Consider the following 15,463-nt stretch of genomic DNA (forward strand, 5'->3'; position numbering starts at 1 on the left):
CGGGGTTTGCCCCGCGATGCGCCGGTACCCGGCGTCGGATTGCGGCCCATGCGGCCTGCCAATCGCAATGTAGGAAGCCGGACCGCGCCGGTCCAGCACCTCAGTCGTCGCGCGTTTCGGTGATCCCAAGCAGCTTCAGCTTGCGGTGCAGCGCCGAGCGCTCCATCCCGATGAAGGTAGCGGTGCGCGAAATATTCCCCGAGAAGCGCCGGATCTGGACCTTCAGATACTCGCGCTCGAACGATTCGCGCGCCTCGCGCAGTGGGGCGCCCATGATCGCGTTGCCGCCCCCCCCGCTCTGCTGATCGCCCAGCACCTCCGCGGGCAGCAGATCGATGTCGATCCGGCCGATGCGATCGCCCGGCGCCAGGATGATCGTGCGCTCGACGACGTTACGCAGCTGGCGCACGTTGCCTGGCCAGTCGTACGATTGCAGCGCCACCATCGCATCCGCCGCGATTTCCGGCGTGGGAACGCGGCGGTCGGCGGCGTAGTGCGCGACGAAATGCTCGACCATCGGCGGGATGTCTTCGCGCCGCTCGGCGAGCGACGGGATCGTTACCGGCACGACGTTGAGGCGGTAGTACAGGTCCTCGCGGAACCGCCCCTCGGCGATCTCGTGCGTCAGATCGCGCCCCGTCGCCGACACGACCCGCACGTCGACCTTGACGACGCGCGTGCCGCCGACGCGAGTGAAGCTCTGGTCCGTCAGCACGCGCAGGATACGCCCCTGCGTGGTGATCGGCATGTCGGCTATCTCGTCGAGGAACAGCGTGCCGCCGTGCGCCTGTTCGAGCAGGCCGGGGCGAACGAGATCCCCGCCCTCCTCCACCCCGAACAATTCCTCCTCGACGCGCTCGGGCGTCATGTTCGCGGCGCTCACGATTACAAACGGCGCCGTCGCGCGCTGGCTCCAACCGTGGAGCAATCGTGCTGCGACTTCCTTGCCGACGCCCGCCGGACCGTTGATCATCACGCGGCTGCCCGTCGCGGCGACGCGCTTCAACGTCGCGCGCACGCCGTTGATCGCGCTTGAGCTGCCGGTGAGATCGGTGTCGCGCCCGCTCGACGCGCGCAGGCTCGCCACCTCGCGCCGCAGCCGCTCGGTCTCGGTTGCGCGCTCGACCATCAGCAGCAGCCGCTCAGCCTGGAACGGCTTCTCGATGAAATCCGCCGCGCCCTGCCGGATCGCGGCGACCGCGGTGTCGAGGTTACCGTGCCCCGAGATGACGAGCACCGCCACTGACGGATCGCGGCGCTTGATCTCAGCCAATAGCTCAAGTCCGTCGAGCCGCGACCCTTGCAGCCACACGTCGAGCAGGACGAGGCTGGGTCGGCGCTCGGCGATCGCGGCGAGCGCGGCGTCGCTGTCCGCCGCGGTACGCGTGTCATATCCCTCGTCCTCGAGCACGCCCGAGACGAGTTCACGGATGTCGAGCTCATCGTCGACGACGAGAATGTCTAGCGCCATGATTATGCAGTCCGATTGCGAGTGAGTGCGGCGATCCCCCCGCCGTCGCCGTCGGCGTGATTGTCGTCGCGCCCGTCGAGCGCGGCGAGCATCGCCATGTCGAAGGTCATCGTCACCAGCGTCCCCCCTTCTGGACGGTCGGCAAAGGTGATCGTTCCGCAATGTTCTTCGACGATCTTCTTGACGATTGCGAGCCCGAGCCCTGTGCCGCGCGCGCGCGTCGTCATATACGGCTCGACGATCCGGTCGCGTTCCACCGGCAGGCCAACCCCAGTGTCAGCGACGGTCACGATCGCGCGCGGACCCTCCTCCGCGATTGTCATGGTCACCGCGCCGTTGCTGCTCCCGGTCGCCTCGATCGCCTCAACGGCGTTCTTGACGATGTTGGTCAGCGCCTGGCCGATCTGGCGGCGATCGCACACCAGCGTCGGGCCGGGATCGTCGTGAACAATTGAGAAGCGCACGCCGGCGTGCGCCACTTCGTGGAGAAACACGGTGTTGCGGGCGATATCCACCAGTGACTCTTCGCGAAACACGGGCTTGGGCATGCGCGCGAACGACGAAAATTCGTCGACCATGCGGCGCAAATCGCCGACCTGACGGACGATCGTCTCGGTCAGCCGGGCGAACGTCGTGTCCCCGGCCTCTATCTTGTTTCCGTAGCGCCGTTGTAGGCGCTCGGCGGCGAGCTGGATCGGGGTGAGCGGGTTCTTGATCTCGTGCGCGATGCGGCGCGCGACGTCCGACCAAGCGGCGCGGCGCTGGTCGAGCAATTGCTGCGTGATGTCGTCGAAGGTCAGGATCGGTCCGGTGCCGTCCCGCGCGATCCGCACGGCAAGCGTTCGCGCCTCGCCGCCGGCGGAGATCTGCACGATCGCCTCGCGCGCCGGGCCGTCGAGCAGCGCAGCGAGCTCTGGCGCAACCGTCGCCAGCGGTTTGCCCACTGGCGGTTCGGGCAGCGCGAGCAGCGTCTCGGCCGAACTGTTGATCAGGCGAATGGTGCGATCAGGCGCGATCGAGATGACACCCGCCGACACACCTGACATGACCGCCTCGATCAGAGCGCGGCGGCTGTCGAGCTGCGCATTGGCGGTAACGAGCGCAGTATTTTGCTCCTCCAGCCGCTCGGTCATGCGGTTGAAGGTATTGGCGAGCGTACCGACCTCGTCACGCTCCTTCGTCTCGGCAACCCGCGCGGACAGATCACCGCGCTCGACCCGCCGCGCGGCGTCGACCAGCTCGCCTACCGGCCGCACGAGGCGGTCCGCCACGGCCAGCGCGATCCACACGGCAACGCCGACGATAAGGAGCGAGAGCAGCAACAGGGCGGCGTTGAAGCGAATTTGGAGAACGCGCGCGCGCGCCAGGAGCGCGCGGTAATTGGCCAGCGCTGCCTCGGCGCGCTCGGTCTGCGTCGTCATCTCCTTGGGATCGGTGACGCGGGCGGCATAGAGATAGACGCGTGCTGAGCCGGGAAGCTGCGTCACCGTCTGGATCCGGTCTCCGGTCACGGTCACGACGCTGCGCTGCCCGCGTCGCAGCTGCCCGACCGCGTCGGCCGACACCTGCCGCGCAAGGTCGAGGTCGTAGGGATTGACGAAGGCCAGCGTCTGCAACTCGCCGCGTGGCGACACCTGAAACAGCAGCGCTTCGGAGAGGCTGCGAAAATACGTCTGCTGGAACAGGAAGGCGCCGAAGCGTGGATCGTCGATCGGTCGGTCCTGCAGCTCGCGCGACACGTCGGTCGCCATCGTCACCGTCGCCTCTTCCCAGCGCTGCAGGATCTGGTTGTACGACGCGCGGGTCAGCGTGGTCGCGTTCTCGAACACGCCGCGCGCGCGATCCGAATACCAGAACTGCACGCCGTACTGGAACAGCAAGGAGGCAGCGATCGTGACCAGCACCATCGGCACTGCGGCAACGACCGAGAACAAGGCGACGAGGCGGACATGCAATCGTCCTTCCCCACCGACAGGCGAATTGGCGGCGCGGCGGCGTGCGATCCGGCGGCCTAGCAGCATCATCAGCGCCACGCCGGGAACGAGGTTGGCGACGAGCAGCAGCGCGACGACGCCCGGCGAGATCAACCCCTCGGGACGTCCGGTATGGCTCACCACCATATAGGTGCCGATCGCGACCGCTACCGCCGCAAGAAGGACGGCGAGCTCGATCAGCGGCGTCACGGAAAAACGGCGCGCCGGCAGCGAAAAGGCGGTGGCTGGTGCCGTACCGGCGTTCATCGAGATCGCTTTACAACAAAGGTGTTGCAGCGAAAACACATAATTGTGGCGTTCGCCGCCCCTAGCGGACAGCCTGCCGTGCGACCGGATCGATCCCCAGCGTGTCGAGCCGCTTGCGGAGCGTGTTGCGATTGAGGCCGATCGCGCGGGCAGCGCGTAGCTGATTGCCGCCATGGCGCGCCAGCATCGCCTCGATAAGGGGCCGCTCGACCTCGGCGAGCAGGCGGTCGTAGAGCGTGCCGTCATCGAGCGCCGCAGGTTCCGATCTCGCCAGCCGGTCGACGAACGCGCGTACCGCGGAATCAATCGCGATATCGGCAGGCTGCGCGGTTGATGCCGCCACGTCACCAAGCATCTGCGCGATCTCGCCCGCGGCGATGCGATCGTCGCGCGACAGCGCAGCAAGGCGGCGCATCAAGTTTTCTAGCTGGCGCACGTTGCCCGGCCAGTCGTGCTGCTCGAGAAGCTCAATTGCTCCGTCGTCGAGCGTCTTGCGCGGCAGTCCGGCCTCCGCCGCGCGATCTAGGAAGTGCCGCGCGAGCATCGCGATGTCGCCGCGTCGCTCCCGCAGCGACGGCAGCGTGATAGGCACGACGTTGAGACGATAGAACAGATCCTCACGAAACTGGCCGCTCGCCACCGCCGTCATCAGATCTCGGTTGGTTGCCGCGACGATGCGCACATCGGCGCGGATCGTCCGCACGCCGCCGACAGTCGTGAATTCGCCCGACTGAAGCACGCGCAGCAACCGCGTCTGTGCCTCGATCGGCATGTCGCCGATCTCGTCGAGGAACAGCGTGCCTCCGGCTGCCTGCTCAAAGCGCCCCGCCGCCCGCTGCGCCGCTCCGGTAAAGGCGCCGCGCTCGTGGCCGAATAGTTCCGCCTCGATCAGATCGCGCGGAATCGCCGCCATGTTGATCGCGACGAACGGCGCCGCGCGGCGGGGCCCGAGATCGTGGATCGCGCGCGCGACGAGTTCCTTGCCCGTTCCCGACTCGCCCGCCACCAGCACCGTCAAATCGTTCGACACGACGCGCGCGACGACGCGATACAACTCCTGCATCGCCGGCGAACGACCGATCAGCGGCAACGCGGGATCGTCGTCGATCTCCACTGCCGGCTGTGCCGCGCCTGCGCGCTGCAGGGCGGCTGCGACGGTGCGCGTCAGCGTCTCGAGATCGAACGGCTTTGGCAGATAATCATAGGCACCTGCCTCATTCGCGCGCACCGCGGTGGTGAGCGTATTGCGGGCAGACAGCACGATGACGGGCAGCTGCGGCAGCTCGGCCGCCATGCGCGCCGCGATGTCTATGCCGTCGCCATCGGGAAGCACGACATCGGTCAGCAGGACGTCCGGTGTCGCCTGCGCGATCTCACGCTCGAACTCGCCCAGGCTCGCCGCGGCGCGCACGCGGTGCCCGGCGCGGCGCAGCGCGTGCGCGATGACGGTGCGGATCGCATCGTCGTCGTCGACGAGCAGGACGTCGCCCGTCGTCACGAGGCGCGCGGCAGCAGGATGCGGAACACCGTCTCGTTCGGCGTCCCCTCACGCGAATATTGCACGATGCCGCCCATGTCGCGCACCAGCTTGTCGACCAGCGCGAGCCCGAGCCCCTTCCCCTCCGGCCGACTCGAGACGAAGGGGTCGAACAGATGTTCGGCGATGTCTTCGGGCGCGCCGGCGCCGGTGTCGACGACGCAGATCTCGATCGGCAACGGTGAGCGGGGGCGGCCGGGTCCGGCCGCGACCGCCATGCCGTGGCGGTACGACGTGGTCAGCGTGATCCGCCGCTCGCCGCGCTGGCCAAGCGCGGTGGCGGCGTTCTTCATCAGGTTGATTAGCACCTGGAGCAGCGCATCGCGATTGGCCAGCGCGCGCGGCAACGACGGATCGAAGCGCTCCTGGATGTCGATCCCGCGCGCGAAACCGGCGAGTGCCGCATCGCGCACGTGTGCCAGCAGCGGATAGATGTTGAGCGGTTCGACCGGCAGCGGGCGCGTGTCGGTGAAATCCTCCATCCGATCGATCAGCGCGGTCACGCGATCGACTTCGTCGATGACGAGCGTGGTGAGATCGCCCGGTTCAGCGCCGTCGGCGATCAGCTGCGCCGCCCCGCGGATGCTCGACAGCGGGTTCTTGATCTCGTGCGCCAGCATCGCGGCCGCGCCGACGGCCGAGCGCGCCGCCGCTGCCCGGTCGGCGGAATGGCCGAGCCGCCGCGAATTTGCCGCATGGTGCAGCGTGATCGCGCGCCAGCCGGGATGGTCGACGAGCTCGACGGCGGCGAGGTCCACCCGGATGCGCAGCCCGCGTGATGTTTCGAGCGCGAGATCGAATGCCGTGAACGCCCGCCCTTCACGGATCGCGGCTTCGTCGGGCAGCGGCAGGACGTCGCCGATCGACCGGCCGCGCATCGCGCGTTCCGACAGGTTGAGCATCAGCTCGCACTCGGCATTCGCCTGCGCGATCCGTCCGTCAGCATCGACGACCATCACTGCGACCGGCAGCGCGGCGAGCAGTTCGGCCGGCTCGGGCCCCCGCCGCGCCAGCATCACGCCGCCTGGCGGCTGCGCCACGGGGCGTAGAAGTCGGCCAGCATCGCCTTCACGCGCCGCGCATCGGGCTCCTGGTTCACCGCGTTGCGGAACTCCGCCGACCCGATCAGCCCCTTGGTGTACCAGCCGATGTGCTTGCGCGCCATGTTGACGCCGGTGACGGTGCCATAATGATCGAGCATCGCATCGTAATGTTCGGTGATCACGCGATATTGCTCGTCGAGCGATGGGTCCGGCCGGGGCGCCCGCCCGGCAAGCGCATCCATCACCTGGCCTAGCAGCCACGGGCGACCGTAGGCGCCGCGCCCGATCATCACCCCGTCCGCGCCCGACTGATCGAGCGCAGCGCGTGCGTCCGCGACCGAGCAGATATCGCCATTGACGATCACAGGCACGCTGACCGCCGCCTTTACCGACGCGACGAAACGCCAGTCGGCCGACCCCTTGTACATCTGGTTACGCGTGCGTCCGTGCACGGTAATCATCCGCGCGCCCAGATCTTCCGCTATGCGCGCGAGTTCGGGCGCATTGAGGCTTTCGTGGCACCAGCCCATGCGCATTTTGACGGTGACGGGCGCCTTCACCGCCTTCACCACCGCATCGATTATCGCGCCTGCGTTCTTCAGATCGCGCATCAGCGCCGATCCGGCGTCGCCGCTCGTCACCTTGCGAACCGGACAACCCATGTTGATGTCGACGATCGCCGCGCCCTTGTCCTCGGCGAGCTTCGCAGCCTCCGCCATCTCGTACGGCGTGCAACCGACCAGCTGCATCGACACCGGCTCTTCGGATAAGTGCCACGCGGCCTTCTGGATTGACTGACGCGTCTCGCGGATCGCCGCTTGGCTCGCGATCATCTCGGTGACGTTGAGCCCCGAGCCGTAGCGCCGGACGAGGACGCGGAACGGCTGGTCGGTGACGCCCGTCATCGGCGCGAGCACGACCGGCTCGTCGATCCGCACCGGCCCGATCTGTATGGGGGAAAGCGTACGCATAGCCATTGCCTGAAAAAGAGGCAGATACTCCGCGCTGCCCGCGCTGGCAAGGATCGCGCGATGACGCTACGGCGCGCGCGATGAGAAATATCGCGTTGATCGTCGCTGCCGGCCGCGGCGAGCGCGCCGGTGGCGGCGTTCCCAAACAATATGCCATGTTGGCGGGCCGTCCGATGATCGCCTGGAGCCACGACGCGCTCGCAGCGCATCCGGCAATCGACGAGGTCATCGTCGCGATCGCCGCAGGGCAGGAACATGCGTTTGAGCAGACGCTGCCGCACGCCGACTTCGTCATCGGCGGCACGACGCGTGCCGATACCGTTCGACGCGCGATTGGGCAGATCGAACCGGCCGATCGCATCCTGGTGCACGATGCGGCGCGCCCGTTCGTGACGGCCGCCGTGATCGATCGCCTGTTCGCAGCACTCGACGCGGCGGACGGCGCGATCCCGGTTCTGCCGGTCGCCGACACGCTGGTCGCGGCGGACGGCGGCATCGTGCCCCGTGACGGCCTGTCGCGCGTTCAGACACCGCAGGCGTTCCGCTTCGGGATGCTGGCCCGTGCCCATGCGGCCGAACACGATGGCAGTGCGACCGACGATGCGCAATTGGTGCGGGCGCTTGGCGGATCGATCGCGCTGGTGCAGGGCGATACGATGCTCGAAAAGGTTACCTATCCGGGCGACGTCGCCGCCGCCGAGGCGCGGATCGAGTGGGAAACGCGCACGGCGACCGGCTTCGACGTGCACCGGCTGGAAGACGGCGAAGAGCTGTGGCTGGGCGGCGTGCTGATCCCGCATCATCAGGGATTGAGCGGGCACAGCGATGCCGACGTCGCGCTTCACGCGATCACAGATGCGCTGCTCGGCACGATCGCGGCCGGCGACATCGGCCAGCATTTCCCGCCGAGCGATCCGCAGTGGCGCGGCGCCGAGTCGGGCCAGTTCCTGCGCCACGCCGCTGACTTAGTGCGTACGCGCGGCGGCCAGATCACCTTCGTCGACCTGACGCTGATTTGTGAGGCGCCCAAGATCGGGCCGCATCGCGGTGCGATCCAGGCTCGGATCGCGGAACTTCTCGCGCTCTCGACCGATCGCGTTAGTGTGAAAGCGACGACAACAGAGCGGCTCGGCTTCACCGGTCGCGGCGAAGGCATCGCGGCGCAGGCGGCAGCGACCGTTCGCCTGCCGGGCAACCTCGTATGAGGCGCCTCGCCTTACTCGCCGCTACGCTGCTCCTGCCGGCGCAGGCGATGGCGCAGACGCCCTGTCTGACGACGAGCGAGGCGGAGGCGATCACGCAGGTCGCGCTCCCCGACGTCATTCTCGAGACCGGCCGCATCTGCACCGCGCTCCCGGCCGGCAGCATCGTTCGCCAGACGTCGGGCGCCTTCCTGGCCAAGTATCAGGCGGAGGCCGACCGGGCTTGGCCCGCCGCACAAGGCGCGATCGCCAAGCTCAGCGACCCGCGCGTGTCGCTGCTACTGCTCCAGTCCGAATATGCTCGCCCGTTGATCACCGCGATCCTCGCCCCCCAGATCGTCGGCCGCGTCCAGCCCAGCGACTGCCCGACGATCGATCGCATCGTGACGCTGCTCGCGCCGCTGCCGCCGCGCAATGTCGCCGGCGTTGTCGTCGCTGGCCTGCAGCATCTCAAGGCGGAGAAGGCGCGTGGCAAGGCGGTGGTCGCCGACCTGCCCGACCTGCCGGTCTGCGCCGCGGGGCGGCGATGAGCGACAGTCTCCTTCCCGCCGAGCTCGTAGCCGCGGCTGAGCGCGTCGTCACCGCGAACCGCGCCGCCGGGCGACGCGTCGCAATCGCAGAGAGCTGTACCGGCGGGCTGGTCGCCGCGGCGCTGACCGAAGTCGCCGGGTCGTCGGACGTCCTCGAAGCTTCGATCGTCAGTTATTCGAACGAAGCGAAGCACGCGCTGCTGCGCGTCTCTACCGATGTCGTGGAAACGTTCGGTGCGGTCTCGATCGCGGTGGCGTGGAGCATGGCGCAGGGCGCGCTCGAGGCGACCGACGCCGATGTCGCCGTTGCGATCACCGGCATCGCTGGCCCGGGCGGCGGCAGCGAGAAGAAGCCCGTCGGTACCGTCGTTTTTGCCCGCGCCGAGAAGGGCGGCAATCCGGCCGACGTCGTTGCCGATCGGCGTCAGTTCGGCGATCTCGGCCGCGCCGGGATCAGGCTTCAGGCGGCGTTGTGCGCGCTCGAACTGCTGATGCCTGTCGAGCCGCTGCCGTAGAGCGCGCGCGCACGATCTTCGAACGCGCCGATCATCTTGCGCAGCGCCATGGTGAAGACCTGGCCCGCCAGCATCTCGAACACGCGGTTCTTGAACTGGAAGTCGACGCTGAAATCAACGAGGCAGCCGTCGCCGTCGGGGCGGAAGCGCCAGTCGTTGCGCAGATATTTGAGCGGCCCGTCGACGTAATCGACGTGAATGCGCTCGGGCGCCTGCTTCTCCACGCGCGACGTGAACGTCTCGCGCAATCCCTTGAAGCCGACGATCATATCCGCGAGAGTCTCATTCGGCTCGTCCTTGCGGACGCGCATCGCGACCACCCACGGCAGGAATTGGGGATACGCCTTCACATCCGCGACGAGATCGAACATCTGCTCGGCGGAATACGGCATCCGCCGCGTCTCGCTATGCTTTGGCAAGCTGCGCCTCGCGTGCCGCCTTCATCCGCGCGAAATCCTCACCGGCGTGATAGCTCGACCGCGTCAGCGGCGAGGCCGCGACAAGCAGGAACCCCTTGGCGCGCGCGATCGCGGCATAGGCGTTGAACGCCTTGGGTGCGACGAACTCCATCACCTTGGCGTGGCGCGGGGTTGGCTGAAGATATTGGCCCATCGTCAGGAAATCGATGTCGGCCGAACGCAGGTCGTCCATCACCTGATGGACCTCAAGCCGCTCCTCGCCCAGCCCGAGCATCACGCCAGACTTGGTGAAGATCGACGGATCGTGACGCTTGACGCTTTCGAGCAGGCGCAGCGACGCATAATAGCGCGCACCGGGACGGATCGTCGGATAGAGCCGCGGCACCGTTTCCAGATTGTGGTTGTACACGTCAGGTCGCGCCTCGACGATCGACTCGACCGCGGCCTGCGCCTTGTTGCGGAAATCGGGCGTCAGGATCTCGATCGTCGTCGCGGGGGTGTTGCGACGAAGCGCCTCGATCACCTTGACGAACTGCGACGCACCGCCGTCCGGCAGATCGTCGCGATCGACCGAGGTGATGACGATATGTTGCAGCCCGAGCTCGGCCGCGGCGACCGCGACATGCTCGGGCTCGAGCGGATCGACCGCGCGCGGCATGCCCGTCTTCACGTTGCAGAAGGCGCAGGCGCGCGTGCACGTATCGCCCAGGATCATCACCGTGGCGTGCTTCTTGGTCCAGCACTCGCCGATGTTGGGGCAGGCCGCCTCCTCGCACACGGTGGCAAGGTTGAGCCGGCGCATCAGCTGCTTGGTCTCGGCGAAGCCGACCGACGTCGGCGCCTTGACGCGGATCCAGTCGGGCTTGCGGATCCGTTCGGGCCGCGCGAGCGTAGTGAGGTCGTTCATGACCGCGGCGAGATAGCGACTGCGGCCGTCCGAAACAACGCTACGGAGGATCGATGACCGTCTTTACCGATATGATCGCCGGCTACGGCCGCTTTCGCGCGCACGGTTGGGCGGAAGAGCGCAGTCGCTGGGCGGCGCTGGCCGAAGGGCAGTCGCCCAAGGTGATGGTGATCGCCTGTTCAGATAGCCGCACCGATCCTGCGACGGTGTTCGACACGTCGCCGGGCGAGGTGTTCGTCGTGCGCAACGTCGCGAACCTCGTGCCGCCGTTCGAGACGGGCGGCGGACGGCACGGCGTGTCGGCGGCACTCGAATTCGCGGTGACGCAACTCAAGGTGGCCGAAGTCGTCGTGATGGGTCACGGCATGTGCGGCGGCGTCCACGCGGCGCTGACGCAGCGATTCGGTGATGCAGCGCCAGGCGAAGGCGGCTTCATCGCACACTGGATCGACCTGCTCGACGACGCGCGCGACCGGATCGTCGCCGAGCACGGCGAAGGTGACGAGGCGATCCGCGCGCTCGAGCTCGAAACGGTTCGCGTCAGCATCGCCAATCTGCGCACCTTCCCGTTCGTGCGCGAGGCGGAGGCGGCAGGCACGCTGGCGCTGCGCGGCGCGTGGTTCTCGATCAAGGAAGGCGTGCTGTACGTGATGGACGAGCGCGGCGAGTTCGCACCGGCCTGACCCGAATCAGGGGATGATTGCGGTCCAGCGCCGCGGGCGTAGAACCAGCAGGTAATAGCCCGCGGCGATTGCGATCTGCACCAGCGTCGCGATGATCGCGGGGCGACCCTCCTCAGGATCGAACCACGTTGCCCAGGTGATCAGCGCTAGTGCGATCAGTGTGACGATCGGCGCGAGCGGATAGAGCGGCATGCGATACCGCCCGTGGCCCGTCGTGCCCTTGCGTCGACCGACGATCGCCGCGAGGGCGATACCGGCGTAGATCGCAATCAGCCCCGCCCCGCTCCACACTTCGAGCAGTCGGAGCGGCAGGAAGCATAGCAGCATGCCGACGCCGCCGACCATCAGCGTGCCGATCCACGGGCTCTGCCAGCGCGGATGGATCGCCAGCATCCACGCATCGAACGGGCGTCCCCACGAACCGTCGCGCGCCGTGCCGTAGAAGAAGCGCGCGCAGGCCAGCACCCAGGCGATAATTGCGTTGACGATCGCGAGCGCCACGCCGAACGCAATCAGTTGCCCCGCCCGCCCCCCCCCGACGCGCGTCGCCAGCTCGCCGAACGGGTTGGACGAGGCGAGCACGGCGGGCAGATCGACCGCGCCCATCAGCGCGGCGAGCAGCGGCACCCCTTCGAGCAGCAGCGTCCAGACGAGCGCCCATAGGATCGAACGCGCGATGCGGTTCGGCGCCTCGTGCATCTCTTCGCCGAAGTAAACGGCGGCACCGTAGCCGTTGAAGGCGAAGATCGCGATCGACGCGGCGACACCGATCGAAGTCAGCGAAGCGGGCACCAGCGCGCCGCCGGCACCGAGCATCTGCGGATCGGTGAGGAATCCGAGCGGATTGGCCCCCGCCTCGACCAAGCCGAAGGCGGTAACAGCGAACAGCGCCGCGATTTCGATAAGCAGAAAGGCGCCGGTGACGATCGCATTGATGCGGATGTTGAGCAGGCCGATTAACGTGCACGCGCCGACCACGACGATCGCGGTCGGCACCTGCGGCAGGCCGGGGATCACGCCCACCAGAACCTCGCGGATGCCGAGCCCGGCGACGGGCAGAAAGATCAGGTTATTGAACACGTTGATGCCGAGCATGACGAAGCCGGCGAGCGGCCCCAGCGTCTGCGCGACCATCACATATTCGCCGCCGGCGACGGGCCAGGCGGACGACAGCTCGGCGTAGATGTACGCCGTCGCGACGCAGACGATGCCGGCGATCAGCGTTGCCCAGATCGCGCCCGTTCCGGCGACCTGAAGCATCCCGGGTACGATGACAAAAACCGAGGAGGCCGGCGTGGTGACCGACAGCGTCAGGAACAGCACGCCGGCGACACCTAGGCTGCGCGCAAGCGGCGTGGGGGACGCGGGCTGCATCCGATCTTCTAGCATCACGTCCCCCCTTGCCCCGGCGGCGTGATGACATGGTTAAAGGGTGGACGCTAGTTGACGGGAACCGGGCCGCATATGGTGGTGAGCAGTCGCGCGAGCCGATGCTCGATCGCGCGATCCTGGGCATGGTTGGCGCCAAGCGCGGCAAGCATCTCGGGCGCCTCGCTACCCGCCAATGCCAGTGCGGTTTCGATCGAGACGATCTCTGCCGCCTTTGCCTTGCGCAATGCGCCGATCAGTGCGGTATCGAGAATAGCGCCGGGCAGATGGCTTCGGGCGTCACGGTCGGCATCGTCCAGGATGCCGGCCATCCACAGGTTCGCCGGCGGATGGGCAAGGTCCGCCAGATCGTCGAGCCGCGCGGCGTGCTGGCGCGCGTTGGCGCGATCGCGTTCGATCGTATCGCGCAAGCCGAGGTCCGTCGCGGCATCCGCAAGGTTGGGCAAACGGTCGATCAGCAGCGACTTGCCGGCGCGTAGATCCTGGAGGGCGACGTGGAGCAGCGCGGCGCGCGAGGCGGTAAGCGTCATCTGCCGACAGCGCGCCCGCCGCCCCGAGGTTCCGTTTCGCGGCTCAGCCAGCGGCTGGCGTAACCGACGCCGTCACCTCCTTGGCGGTATCCGCCGTGACGCGGATGTTGAGCTCGCGCAGCTGCTTGGTAGTGGCGAAGTTGGGCGCGCCCATCATCAGGTCTTCCGCCTTCTGCGTCATCGGGAAGACGATGACCTCACGGATGTTGGGTTCGTCGGCGAGCAGCATGACGATCCGGTCGATGCCCGGCGCCGATCCGCCGTGCGGCGGCGCGCCATATTTGAACGCGTTGATCATGCCGGCGAAATTGGTGTCGACGTCCTGCTGGCTGTAGCCGGCGATCTCGAACGCCTTGTACATGATCTCCGGGCGATGGTTGCGGATCGCACCCGACGACAGTTCGATGCCGTTGCAGACGATGTCGTACTGATAGGCAAGGATATCGAGCGGGTCCTTGCTCTCCAGCGCTTCAATCTCGCCCTGCGGCATCGAGAAGGGATTGTGGCTGAAGTCGACCTTCTTCGCGTCCTCGTCATATTCGAACATCGGGAAATCGACGATCCAGCAGAATTCGAACCGGCTCTTGTCGATGAGATCGAGCTGCTCGGCAATGCGGGTTCGCGCAAGGCCGGCGAGCTTCGTCGCCTGCGCTTCCTTGCCCGCCGCGAAAAACACGCCGTCGTCGGGGCCGAGCCCGAGCGTAGCGGCGAGCGCGTTCATCTTGTCCTCGCCGTGATTCTTGGCGATCGGGCCGCCCCACTCGCCGCCCTTGCGCGTCGCATAGCCGAGTCCCGCGAAGCCCTCACCCTGTGCCCAAGCGTTCATGTCATCGAAGAACTTGCGGCTCTTCTCGGCGGTCGCGGGCGCCGGGATGGCACGCACCACGTCGCCCGCCTCGACGATCGAGGCGAACCGGCCGAAGCCAGAACCGACGAACTGCTCCGATACGTCGGAAATCACGATCGGGTTGCGCAGATCGGGCTTGTCGTTGCCGTATTTCAGCATCGATTCGCGATACGGGATGCGCTTGAACGGCAGTGGGCTGACGGTACGGCCCTTGTTCTGCCAGTTGGCGAACTCCTCGAACACGCCGTGCAGCACCGGCTCGATCGCGGCGAACACGTCGTCCTGCGTGACGTAGCTCATCTCGAAATCGAGCTGGTAGAACTCACCGGGCGAGCGGTCAGCACGCGCGTCCTCGTCGCGGAAGCAAGGCGCGATCTGAAAATAACGGTCAAAGCCCGCCACCATCAGCAACTGCTTGAACATCTGCGGTGCCTGCGGGAGCGCGTAGAACTTGCCCGGATGGACGCGGCTGGGAACGAGATAATCGCGCGCACCCTCCGGTGACGAGGCGGTGAGGATCGGAGTCTGGAACTCGGTGAAGCCCTGGTCGACCATCCGGCCGCGTATCGAGGAAATGACCTTCGAGCGCAGCATGATGTTGGCGTGCAGCTTCTCACGGCGAAGGTCGAGGAAGCGGTAGCGCAGGCGGATGTCCTCGGGATAATCCTGCTCGCCCGCGACGGGCATCGGCAGTTCCTGCGCGTGACTCTGCACCGTGGCGGCACGCGCGAACACTTCGATCTCGCCGGTCGCGAGGTTCGGATTCACCGTCGCCTCCGAACGCGCCTTCACCGTCCCGTCGATCGTCACGACTGATTCGACGCGCAGGCTCTCGAGCAGCGGAAGCGCGGGCGAATCGCTGTCGGCGACGATCTGCGTAATGCCGTAGTGATCGCGCAGATCGACGAACAGGACGCCGCCGTGGTCGCGCTTGCGGTGGACCCAGCCCGAAAGGCGGACATCCGCGCCGACATGATCGGCGTCGAGCTGGGCGCAGGTGTGCGAGCGATAGGCGTGCATGTATGTCATCTCACAAGCACCACCCCGGCGACGGGGCCGGGGTCCAGCAGCGGAAAGGCCCGCTACCGGGCCCTGGCCGTGGCCAGGACGGTAGGTTTTGGATGGCCCGCGCCCTCCCCTCCCGCCCCCTCTTTGTCAACCCGCGCCCGCGCGGCTATG

At 67.3% G+C, this 15,463-nt stretch carries 14 protein-coding genes; 4 read left to right on the forward strand and 10 right to left on the reverse strand.

Annotated elements, in window-relative coordinates:
• Positions 1 to 100: 100 nt before the first annotated feature.
• The 5 genes from F1C10_RS04330 to dusB form a co-directional block, all read right to left on the reverse strand.
• Entirely contained in the window at positions 101 to 1,471 is a 1,371-nt protein-coding gene (locus tag F1C10_RS04330; RefSeq protein ID WP_085809668.1) for a sigma-54 dependent transcriptional regulator, read from the reverse strand.
• Positions 1,472 to 1,473: 2 nt separating this feature from the next.
• Positions 1,474 to 3,711, reverse strand: a complete 2,238-nt coding sequence (locus F1C10_RS04335) for an ATP-binding protein (RefSeq protein WP_185209097.1) — start codon at positions 3,709 to 3,711, stop codon at positions 1,474 to 1,476.
• A 61-nt stretch (positions 3,712 to 3,772) separates the two neighbouring features.
• Positions 3,773 to 5,209 carry a nitrogen regulation protein NR(I) gene (ntrC, locus tag F1C10_RS04340; protein ID WP_185209099.1) on the reverse strand — a complete coding sequence of 479 codons (1,437 nt, stop codon included), beginning with the start codon at positions 5,207 to 5,209 and terminating at the stop codon, positions 3,773 to 3,775.
• Positions 5,206 to 6,288, reverse strand: a complete 1,083-nt coding sequence (locus F1C10_RS04345; RefSeq protein WP_374939364.1) for a nitrogen regulation protein NR(II) — start codon at positions 6,286 to 6,288, stop codon at positions 5,206 to 5,208. Before F1C10_RS04345 ends, ntrC begins: the two co-directional genes overlap by 4 nt.
• Positions 6,264 to 7,262 (reverse strand): tRNA dihydrouridine synthase DusB, encoded by a 999-nt coding sequence (gene dusB / locus F1C10_RS04350; protein WP_185209101.1) that lies wholly within the window; start codon positions 7,260 to 7,262, stop codon positions 6,264 to 6,266. Before dusB ends, F1C10_RS04345 begins: the two co-directional genes overlap by 25 nt.
• A gap of 80 nt (positions 7,263 to 7,342) precedes the next feature.
• On the opposite strand from dusB, the gene F1C10_RS04355 reads away from it, so the two are divergent.
• The 3 genes from F1C10_RS04355 to F1C10_RS04365 are packed head-to-tail and all read left to right on the forward strand — an operon-like array spanning position 7,343 to position 9,509.
• Positions 7,343 to 8,467: a bifunctional 2-C-methyl-D-erythritol 4-phosphate cytidylyltransferase/2-C-methyl-D-erythritol 2,4-cyclodiphosphate synthase gene (locus tag F1C10_RS04355; RefSeq protein ID WP_185209103.1), complete on the forward strand. Its 1,125-nt coding sequence runs from the start codon at positions 7,343 to 7,345 to the stop codon at positions 8,465 to 8,467.
• Positions 8,464 to 8,994 (forward strand): hypothetical protein, encoded by a 531-nt coding sequence (locus tag F1C10_RS04360; protein ID WP_185209105.1) that lies wholly within the window; start codon positions 8,464 to 8,466, stop codon positions 8,992 to 8,994. The genes F1C10_RS04355 and F1C10_RS04360 overlap by 4 nt, the downstream gene beginning before the upstream one ends.
• On the forward strand, positions 8,991 to 9,509 hold the full coding sequence (locus tag F1C10_RS04365; RefSeq protein WP_185209107.1) for a CinA family protein: 519 nt from the start codon (positions 8,991 to 8,993) through the stop codon (positions 9,507 to 9,509). The genes F1C10_RS04360 and F1C10_RS04365 overlap by 4 nt, the downstream gene beginning before the upstream one ends.
• Here F1C10_RS04365 and F1C10_RS04370 read toward each other — a convergent pair.
• Both F1C10_RS04370 and lipA read right to left on the reverse strand, forming a co-directional pair.
• Positions 9,455 to 9,928, reverse strand: coding sequence for a type II toxin-antitoxin system RatA family toxin (locus F1C10_RS04370; RefSeq protein WP_185209109.1), 474 nt, complete (start codon positions 9,926 to 9,928; stop codon positions 9,455 to 9,457). The genes F1C10_RS04365 and F1C10_RS04370 overlap by 55 nt on opposite strands.
• Positions 9,915 to 10,835, reverse strand: a complete 921-nt coding sequence (gene lipA / locus F1C10_RS04375; RefSeq protein WP_185209110.1) for a lipoyl synthase — start codon at positions 10,833 to 10,835, stop codon at positions 9,915 to 9,917. Before lipA ends, F1C10_RS04370 begins: the two co-directional genes overlap by 14 nt.
• A 53-nt stretch (positions 10,836 to 10,888) precedes the next feature.
• On the opposite strand from lipA, the gene F1C10_RS04380 reads away from it, so the two are divergent.
• Positions 10,889 to 11,518, forward strand: a complete 630-nt coding sequence (locus F1C10_RS04380; RefSeq protein WP_185209112.1) for a carbonic anhydrase — start codon at positions 10,889 to 10,891, stop codon at positions 11,516 to 11,518.
• 6 nt (positions 11,519 to 11,524) lie between these two features.
• Here F1C10_RS04380 and F1C10_RS04385 read toward each other — a convergent pair whose 3' ends face one another.
• Genes F1C10_RS04385 through aspS form a run of 3 tightly spaced genes read right to left on the reverse strand, consistent with a single transcriptional unit; the run spans position 11,525 to position 15,304 of the window.
• Positions 11,525 to 12,907, reverse strand: a complete 1,383-nt coding sequence (locus F1C10_RS04385) for an APC family permease (RefSeq protein ID WP_185209114.1) — start codon at positions 12,905 to 12,907, stop codon at positions 11,525 to 11,527.
• 50 nt (positions 12,908 to 12,957) lie between these two features.
• Positions 12,958 to 13,437, reverse strand: a complete 480-nt coding sequence (locus F1C10_RS04390) for a DUF892 family protein (protein WP_185209116.1) — start codon at positions 13,435 to 13,437, stop codon at positions 12,958 to 12,960.
• Between the two features lie 43 nt (positions 13,438 to 13,480).
• Positions 13,481 to 15,304 carry an aspartate--tRNA ligase gene (gene aspS, locus F1C10_RS04395; protein WP_185210067.1) on the reverse strand — a complete coding sequence of 608 codons (1,824 nt, stop codon included), beginning with the start codon at positions 15,302 to 15,304 and terminating at the stop codon, positions 13,481 to 13,483.
• Positions 15,305 to 15,463 lie beyond the last annotated feature (159 nt).

The organism is Sphingomonas sp. NBWT7 (assembly GCF_014217605.1).
In the GTDB taxonomy this organism is placed as follows: Bacteria; Pseudomonadota; Alphaproteobacteria; order Sphingomonadales; family Sphingomonadaceae; genus Sphingomonas.

What these genes read in the sequence shown, in the direction of transcription:
- F1C10_RS04330 (WP_085809668.1), bottom strand. Translation starts at nt 1,471, where the DNA reads ATGGCGCTAGACATTCTCGTCGTCGACGATGAGCTCGACATCCGTGAA.
- F1C10_RS04335 (WP_185209097.1), bottom strand. Translation starts at nt 3,711, where the DNA reads ATGAACGCCGGTACGGCACCAGCCACCGCCTTTTCGCTGCCGGCGCGC.
- dusB (WP_185209101.1), bottom strand. Translation starts at nt 7,262, where the DNA reads ATGCGTACGCTTTCCCCCATACAGATCGGGCCGGTGCGGATCGACGAG.
- F1C10_RS04355 (WP_185209103.1), top strand. Translation starts at nt 7,343, where the DNA reads ATGAGAAATATCGCGTTGATCGTCGCTGCCGGCCGCGGCGAGCGCGCC.
- F1C10_RS04360 (WP_185209105.1), top strand. Translation starts at nt 8,464, where the DNA reads ATGAGGCGCCTCGCCTTACTCGCCGCTACGCTGCTCCTGCCGGCGCAG.
- F1C10_RS04365 (WP_185209107.1), top strand. Translation starts at nt 8,991, where the DNA reads ATGAGCGACAGTCTCCTTCCCGCCGAGCTCGTAGCCGCGGCTGAGCGC.
- lipA (WP_185209110.1), bottom strand. Translation starts at nt 10,835, where the DNA reads ATGAACGACCTCACTACGCTCGCGCGGCCCGAACGGATCCGCAAGCCC.
- F1C10_RS04380 (WP_185209112.1), top strand. Translation starts at nt 10,889, where the DNA reads ATGACCGTCTTTACCGATATGATCGCCGGCTACGGCCGCTTTCGCGCG.
- F1C10_RS04385 (WP_185209114.1), bottom strand. Translation starts at nt 12,907, where the DNA reads ATGCTAGAAGATCGGATGCAGCCCGCGTCCCCCACGCCGCTTGCGCGC.
- F1C10_RS04390 (WP_185209116.1), bottom strand. Translation starts at nt 13,437, where the DNA reads ATGACGCTTACCGCCTCGCGCGCCGCGCTGCTCCACGTCGCCCTCCAG.
- aspS (WP_185210067.1), bottom strand. Translation starts at nt 15,304, where the DNA reads ATGCACGCCTATCGCTCGCACACCTGCGCCCAGCTCGACGCCGATCAT.